Source organism: Roseivirga sp. (genome assembly GCF_049099775.1).
Lineage (GTDB): Bacteria > Bacteroidota > Bacteroidia > Cytophagales > Cyclobacteriaceae > Roseivirga.
Window position 1 is genome coordinate 781,776 of the sequence record NZ_JAGDZM010000007.1, and the last position, 7,219, is coordinate 788,994.

At 39.3% G+C, this 7,219-nt stretch carries 6 protein-coding genes and 1 tRNA gene; 3 read left to right on the forward strand and 4 right to left on the reverse strand.

Annotated features, from left to right (window positions below):
• Positions 1-26 precede the first annotated feature (26 nt).
• Entirely contained in the window at positions 27-1,313 is a 1,287-nt protein-coding gene (locus tag JXQ92_RS14595) for a UDP-N-acetylmuramoyl-tripeptide--D-alanyl-D-alanine ligase (RefSeq protein ID WP_421987360.1), read from the forward strand.
• Between the two features lie 96 nt (positions 1,314-1,409).
• On the opposite strand, the gene JXQ92_RS14600 is transcribed toward JXQ92_RS14595, so the two are convergent.
• From JXQ92_RS14600 to JXQ92_RS14615, 4 genes are read right to left on the reverse strand one after another with little or no spacing between them, the layout of a single operon-like run.
• Complete coding sequence (locus JXQ92_RS14600) at positions 1,410-2,357, reverse strand: FecR family protein (protein ID WP_421987361.1); 948 nt, start codon at positions 2,355-2,357, stop codon at positions 1,410-1,412.
• A gap of 52 nt (positions 2,358-2,409) precedes the next feature.
• On the reverse strand, positions 2,410-5,112 hold the full coding sequence (locus JXQ92_RS14605; protein WP_421987362.1) for a TonB-dependent receptor domain-containing protein: 2,703 nt from the start codon (positions 5,110-5,112) through the stop codon (positions 2,410-2,412).
• Positions 5,112-6,014, reverse strand: a complete 903-nt coding sequence (locus JXQ92_RS14610; RefSeq protein WP_421987363.1) for a FecR family protein — start codon at positions 6,012-6,014, stop codon at positions 5,112-5,114. The genes JXQ92_RS14605 and JXQ92_RS14610 overlap by 1 nt, the downstream gene beginning before the upstream one ends.
• Before the next feature lie 13 nt (positions 6,015-6,027).
• Positions 6,028-6,519, reverse strand: coding sequence for an RNA polymerase sigma factor (locus JXQ92_RS14615; protein WP_421987364.1), 492 nt, complete (start codon positions 6,517-6,519; stop codon positions 6,028-6,030).
• Positions 6,520-6,677: 158 nt separating this feature from the next.
• On the opposite strand from JXQ92_RS14615, the gene JXQ92_RS14620 reads away from it, so the two are divergent.
• Together JXQ92_RS14620 and JXQ92_RS14625 are read left to right on the forward strand one after the other, a co-directional pair.
• Positions 6,678-6,752, forward strand: a tRNA-Val gene (locus JXQ92_RS14620).
• Between the two features lie 19 nt (positions 6,753-6,771).
• The gene (locus tag JXQ92_RS14625) at positions 6,772-7,077 is read left to right on the forward strand and encodes a GIY-YIG nuclease family protein (RefSeq protein ID WP_421987365.1); all 306 of its coding nucleotides are present in this window, start codon (positions 6,772-6,774) and stop codon (positions 7,075-7,077) included.
• Positions 7,078-7,219: the final 142 nt, after the last annotated feature.

Here is a 7,219-nt window from a genome sequence, read left to right on the forward strand (position 1 = left end):
TGCTTCAATCTTTACAACAAAGTTTTATGATTGATCAACTCTACGCTGCTTTTTTGAAAAGTACGGGCGTGTCAACAGACACTAGGACTATAAAATCTGGCAATATTTGGTTCGGACTTAAAGGACCAAATTTCGATGCCAATCGTTTTGCTGACCAAGCTTTAGAAAAAGGTGCAGGGCTTGTTGTTATTGATGATGAAGCTTTTGCTAAAGATGATCGCTATTTTGTTGTTGATGATACCCTATTAGCCCTACAGAAACTGGGAAACCATCATCGGAATCAGTTTTCAATTCCGTTTATAGGCATTACCGGATCGAATGGAAAAACGACTACCAAAGAACTCTTAAGAGATGTATTGGCGAAGAAATATATAGTTCACGCCACCAAAGGTAATTTCAACAATCATATTGGCGTTCCGCTAACCCTTTTACAAATCGATCGGTCGGTGGAAATTGCCATTATAGAAATGGGAGCCAACAAGGTGGGCGACATTGCTGAGTTGTGTGGCATAGCTGATCCCACTCATGGCATGATCACCAATATTGGCAAGGCCCACTTAGAAGGTTTTGGTGGAGTGGAAGGTATAATCCGTGGCAAGTCTGAATTGTATTATCACCTTATTAAAAAAGAAGGCGTAATCTTTGTTAATTCTAATAGCGAGGTTCTATCTCATATTGCGAAGAGGCGGATGAAATCACCTTATTACTATCCTTCGAAAGGAGATTATTTTCATGCGGAGTTGCTAGGTAGTCAGCCAGTTTTAAAGTTGAAAACGGAAGATGGTTTTGAAGCTGAAACGCATTTAACAGGTGCCTACAATTTTGAAAACATGTGTGCGGCACTTTGCATTGGTAAATACTTTGAAGTACCCGCCATAGGTGCGTTGGAGGCAGTAGCTGCGTATGACCCAGATAATAATCGATCTCAGATTATAAAAAAGGATTCCAATACGATTATACTCGATGCGTATAACGCCAATCCTTCATCTATGGCTGCTTCTTTATCTCATTTTGCAGAATTGAAGAGCGAGTCAAAAGTGGTGATTCTGGGTGATATGTTTGAGCTAGGAGAGGATGCTCCAAAAGAGCATGAAGCTGTTGGCTTGCTAACTAAAACGCTCGGTTTTGATCAGGTTCATTTGTGCGGTGAATTAATGCAGGCTGGAATACTGGGCAATAAGAAAGCACATTATTGGAAAACCAAAGAAGCATTTCAAGCCTATTTAAAGTCAAATCCGATTTCAAACAGCACCATATTGATTAAAGGATCTCGTGGAATGAGCTTAGAAACACTTTTAGATCATTTGGCATAAAAAAAGAGGGATGGCACCACCCATCCCTCAACCTCAACCTAAGAATCGGTGTCAAGTTCTGCTTAATCAAAGTCCTTGATCACCTTATCTTTAATATCACTTTTTCTCGAATATTATCTTGTTGCCTTCGAATCTATGCGTCAAGCCCATGGTGACTGTGATCGTCTGAATTGATTCTGTTAAATTATTTTTATCGAAATCCCAGTTCCCCGGTCTTTCTAGTTCTAGTTCCGGAAGTTCGTGAACAACTTCCAAATCGAAAATTCTTTCCAGTTCTTCAAAACCCTCTCTTATAGAAACGCTTTCTAAGAAGTACTCGCCTTTTCTCCAAGAATCAATGGCACCGAGATTAGTTTCTTCTGGAACTTCTACTTCGTTGTTTTTTATTCTGGTTTGAAGACCAGGCGTTAAAATTTGTTGCGTGCCCTTGTCGAATGAGGTTACTCTTACCTTGCCAGTTTTACAGGCTACTATGAGCTGTTTTCCACGAGACCTGACATTGAAACTAGTACCTAAAACTTCAACGGTTCCATGACTAGTTGACACCATGAAATTGCTTCCTCGTTTTACCTCAAAGAAAGCTTCACCCTCTAATTCCACAATTCGATCTTCATCCCAATTATTTGAGACATAAGATATTTTAGATTCTGCATTTAGGTGAATGATTGAACTATCTGGTAAATAAACTTTTTCCGTTTCAGCTAGCGCTGTGTCTATTTCAATAGTGTTTGGTGCGAAAGGATCTAAAATGAAGAATGTTGCTGCAATGAGTAGGAGTGACGCTGCAATTCCTCTGAGCCAATAATTTCTATAGATTGGAATAACCTTAGTTTCTTCCTGTTGACTAATGGCAGCCTCTAATTTTTCCCATGCTTGCTGATGGTCAGTTGTTTCTTCAACTTTCAAGCCAGCACTTGCTGAGACAAACTTGTCCAATAACTCGAAATTGTCCTCGTTAGAGGCCATTTTCGACGCTTCAGCCGAAGAAATTTCTCTTTCTAGCCATGAGCGCTCCCATTGGTCAAGGTGCTGGTTGTTTCCCATTTCAATAGTAGTACACGGAAAGTAAAGCGTACCCTACCTATTTTTTTAAAATTTAGAAATAAAGATTTAGGAAGATCGAAGGGGTGAAATCGAGCAAGGCAATGTTGCGATATAGGTTCGCGGGAAGTGCCCCACTTGGGTTCTCATCGATAAGGTTATTTAAAGCCTCTCTATTCAATCTACGACTTTGGATATTGAGTCGATTATAAGCGTTGAGGATAGAAATACCGAATTCTCCTTTCATGTATTCATTCTCAAATTTTCTAGCCACTGAAACATCCAATCGGTGATAAGCAGGTAGTCGAGTAATTGTTTTTGTTCTGTTGTTTACATCATAATTTATGGTATTCCCTTGGCTATCGGTAATAAAGGTAATTTGAGGTTCGTAAAAAGGCCGTCCACTACCGTAAGTCCAAGTGGCAGAAAGGTTCCAGTCAGCTAACTCCAAAATGTTTACAAGCTTTAGTTCGTTCCTCTGGTCTTCTCTTGCAGGAATCTCATCACCATCGTTAATACTCGCAAATTGATTGGTTGCCTTACTGCGCGTATAGGAGAGCCAACCTTGATAATTGCCAATTTCTTTTTGAACTAAGAAATCAACCCCAATAATGTTGCTCGTTCCCCCTGCATCGTTTATCCTCGGACTCCTAGTATCGGTAATTGGGTTGTAGATGTAGGAGACAATATTTTCGTTAAGACCACTAATTTGTTTGGAGTAAAACTCAACATCAATCGTGAGGTTGTTTTTCTGATATTGGAATCCGGCAATCCAATGATTTGCATCTAAAATTGACAAACTATTTGGGGTAGATTGATTGTCTTGGTCAGAAATTATCCAGCCATCTTGCGCATTCGTGAAGGGGTCATCAAAAGTCTGTTCTCTTATGATTTGATAGTACTTACCGGTTGATGCTTTGATTTCAAAGTGTTGATTGAATTGATAAATAGCAGCAAGCCGGTGTGAAAGAAATCCTTTGTTCGACACACTTGATAAATTGTACCTAATCCCTGGGGTAATAAGCAGCTTTCCGGTGAGATAGTACTTGTCAGAAGTATAAAGTGAAAGCAAACTTCCGCCTCCATTAAAAAGCCTTCCCGATAGTCTTTCTTGGTCGTTAATCATCAGCTCACTGGTTACATCCAAATTAGAATAGTTAACGCCAAAATCTACTTTGTGCTTATTGCCTAAAAATGCCTCATTTCTAAGGTTTACTTGAATATCTCTTACATTGTTAAACCTATCTAAATCATATGAACGTCTAACATTTCCGTTGGCATCACTGGTTGTATCAGAATAATTGTACCGATAGAAATGATTTGAATAGGCTAGTTGTAAGTTCGAATTAAAATTAGCTCCCCAATTCCTCGACCACATCAAACCTAGGCCAGTATTACCCCAATCAGCATGTTCTTCTACCTCTTGAATCCTCGTGATATTATTATTGTCGTCTCTGAAGATATCCTCAAAGTTTGCATCCAAAATATCTTTCCCTCGATAGGCCGATAAGCTCACGATATCTTTATCACTGAATTTATAAGTCGTTTTCAAGTTCATGTCATAAAAATGAAAATCTGGGCGCAAGACATCCGCAGCGTTTATGCCATCTAAATCATTCGATCCATCCCTAAAATTGCGGTATAAGTTTTCAAAGAGCTTACTGCGAATAATGTCGGTATAAGCTCTTCTGGCACTAAAGTGAAGCGCACCCTGTCCACCATCGATAGGAACGTTGGCACTAAAGCGGGCACTTAGTAAGTTCACCCCTAAAGAATAATTGGGTTCATTAAAACTACCTGTTTTACCGGTAATATCTACCACGCCAGAAACACGCCCTCCGTACTTAGCTCCGAAACCACCTTTGTACACTTGAATGTTTCTAACAGCATCGGCGTTTACGGCACTATATACTCCAAAGAAGTGGTCAAGACGGTAAATGGTAAAACCGTCGAAGAGCACTAGGTTGTGAGCAGATGGACTGTTTCTAATTGTCAGCGCGGATGAGGTTTCATCCGTTCCGCTGATGCCTGGAAGTAATTGTAGTGATCTGAAAATATCGAATTCACCTAAGCTTGGTAGTGCAGAAAGATTCTCTGGATCGATAGTCATCTGAGAAATTTCATCACCATAACTTACGGTTTTTCTCAGGTTTTCAACCACAACAAATTCTGATAATTCCAAAGCACTTTCTTCCATTAAGAACCTTAGAGTACTCTTATTTTTGCCAGGAGCTAGTTTGATTTCGGCCTTTTTAAAGCCTAAGTAAGATACTTCAATCGTACTGGTGTCCGTTGGTACTTCTGGTAGAATAAAGTAGCCGTCTTTATTGGTGGATGTGCCTTTGGTGGAGCCTCGCACCCGCACTAGAGCATTGGGCAGGTTCTCGCCAGTGTTGGCATCTACCACCGAACCAAATACAGTAAGGTCATAAAGACTAGGCGTATTGATATCGAGATCGACGCGTTTGGGAGTAAGCAATATTTTGCCATTCAAAAGCTGATAATCAATGCCTTTGTTTTTTAGAATTTGATCTAAAAAGTTCGTCACGGAAAGACCGGTATAAGCACCGTCTACGGTAATTCCAGTGATTAGTGCATCATCATATGCAATTTTCAGATCATACTTGTTGCGAAGCAATCGGAGAACTTTTCCTAATGACACATCGTCTAGGCGTTCTGTAATCTTGATCCTATTTACGTCTTGTGCTAAGAGGCAACATGTAATAAGTGCAAAGAGAAAGCAAAGAAGTGTTCTCACTAATAAACATTTACTTTATTACCGTCGATCTTAAACTGCATTCCCATAGGGGTAAATACGAGTTGTAATGCTTCTTTTAAGTCAGTTTTACTGAAATAACCCGAGTAAATATTCTGGTCAACATCTCTATCAACTTCTATTTCAATGGCAAATTGTCTTTCTAGCGCTTCGATAACTTTGTCGAGCGGAGTGGATTCAAAGTGAAAACTGCCCGATCGCCACGTTGCGGTCTGATTTTCACTAAATCTTTTCACATTCCATTCGTCTTTGTTACTATCAAAAACAAGTTCATCTCCCTTCAGCAGAATCGTCGAATTTTCACCACTCTCTACTCTCACTTTACCAGAAAAAGTAGAAACCTTGAGTATGTCTTCTCTTACAAATACATTAAAAGAAGTTCCTAACACACTGATGTCTCCTAATTCTGTAAGTACTGTAAATTTGCTTCCGGGAATTACATCGAAGAAGGCCTCGCCACTTAGACTCAATGTTCTTTCTTCAGCCCATTTTTCTTCCATGAGAGAAATGGAACTACTAGCGTTTATCGTTATTTCAGAATTATCAGGTAGAAACTGCGTCTCGGTGACAGCTAAGCCAGTACTATAGACAGTTGGTTCTGGCGTGTTTTGTAAACCAAAATATCCAATGAAAATAATAGCGACAATGCTAGCCGCGTAGTAGAAAAACTGTTTGTAATTTTTTGACTGTGGAACGAAGAGGTGTTCGTTGTCCGTTGTTTTTGTATTGATATTATTGAGTAAATCTGCCCAAGCATCTTCATGTGATTTATTAGAAGGCACTTCTAAATTTTGAGAAAGGGCAATAGCTTTTTCTAACTGCTGAAAGTTGTCAGCTGTTTTTTCCTCTTGGAGCCATTGTTTTATGATGTTGTCCTCTTTCACCAGTGATAAATAATCAAATTTTATATTTGATATGCTCTCTTAAATGCCCTAATGCGCCATGCATTCGCTTTTCTACGGCTTTGACGCTTAATTCAAGTCTGTCTGCTATTTCTTTATAAGTCATCTCTTCGATTCTATTCATTAAGAATACTTCGCGTTGTTTTTCGGGCATTGCGCCGATGACTTGTTCTAATTCTTCTTTAAACTCCTTCTCTTCAAGTTGAAATTCTGGAGAGTAAGCCTCTTGCTGATTTTTATTCTTCTCGGCGAAACTAATTACCACTTTGTCATGTCTGATTTTGTTAAGTAGCATATTATTAGCAATGGTGTACAGATAACTTTTTACAGTGTCCATCTGTATTTCATCTCGCTTATCCCAAAGCTTTATAAAGACATCTTGTGTAAGGTCTTCGCTTTGGTCTAAATCTCCCGATTTGTAATACAAGAAATTTTTGATCGGCGTACGATATTGATCAAAAATGCCCTTGAATTCGGCAAGCGTCATTTAGCAGTCAGTGTTTGGTGACAAGCAAGATAGTGAAAAATACGGTTTCCGATTGTTAAAAGGAGGTTAGAGATTAATGTCTTTATTTTTTTGAAATAATTTGAGTCAAGGATTTGCATAAATGAAAACCCATATTACCTTTGCACACCCAATTACAAGGGCGCTTAGCTCAGTTGGTTCAGAGCACCTCGTTTACACCGAGGGGGTCGGGGGTTCGAATCCCTCAGCGCCCACACCAAAAAGCAGTCAGATATGGCTGCTTTTTTTGTTTCTATGCACTTTGTTTATATAATATACTCTATCAATATTGACCGATTTTACATTGGGGAAACGGAAGATTTAGATACTCGGCTAGATCAGCACAACAGTTCGTTTTTCAAAGGATCGTTCACATCTCAAGCATCAGATTGGTCATTTTACTTGACACTTCAGTGCATGGACAGATCACACGCTCGCAGAGTAGAGGCTTTTATTAAAAAGCAAAAGAGCACGGCTTTTATAAAACGCCTAAGTGACAATGAAAACATGCAGAAAGACATCACTGACAGACATCTTTGATCAAATGAGGTTCGTCCCGAAGCTTCGGGACCCTCAGCGCCCACACCAAAAAGCAGTCAGATATGGCTGCTTTTTTTGTTTCTATGCACTTTGTTTATATAATATACTCTATCAATATTGACCGATTTTACATTGGGGAAAC

Bases quoted from the DNA above. Each gene is read 5' to 3' on its own strand.
- JXQ92_RS14595 (WP_421987360.1), top strand. From the start codon at position 27: ATGATTGATCAACTCTACGCTGCTTTTTTGAAAAGTACGGGCGTGTCA.
- JXQ92_RS14600 (WP_421987361.1), bottom strand. From the start codon at position 2,357: ATGGGAAACAACCAGCACCTTGACCAATGGGAGCGCTCATGGCTAGAA.
- JXQ92_RS14615 (WP_421987364.1), bottom strand. From the start codon at position 6,519: ATGACGCTTGCCGAATTCAAGGGCATTTTTGATCAATATCGTACGCCG.
- JXQ92_RS14625 (WP_421987365.1), top strand. From the start codon at position 6,772: ATGGCTGCTTTTTTTGTTTCTATGCACTTTGTTTATATAATATACTCT.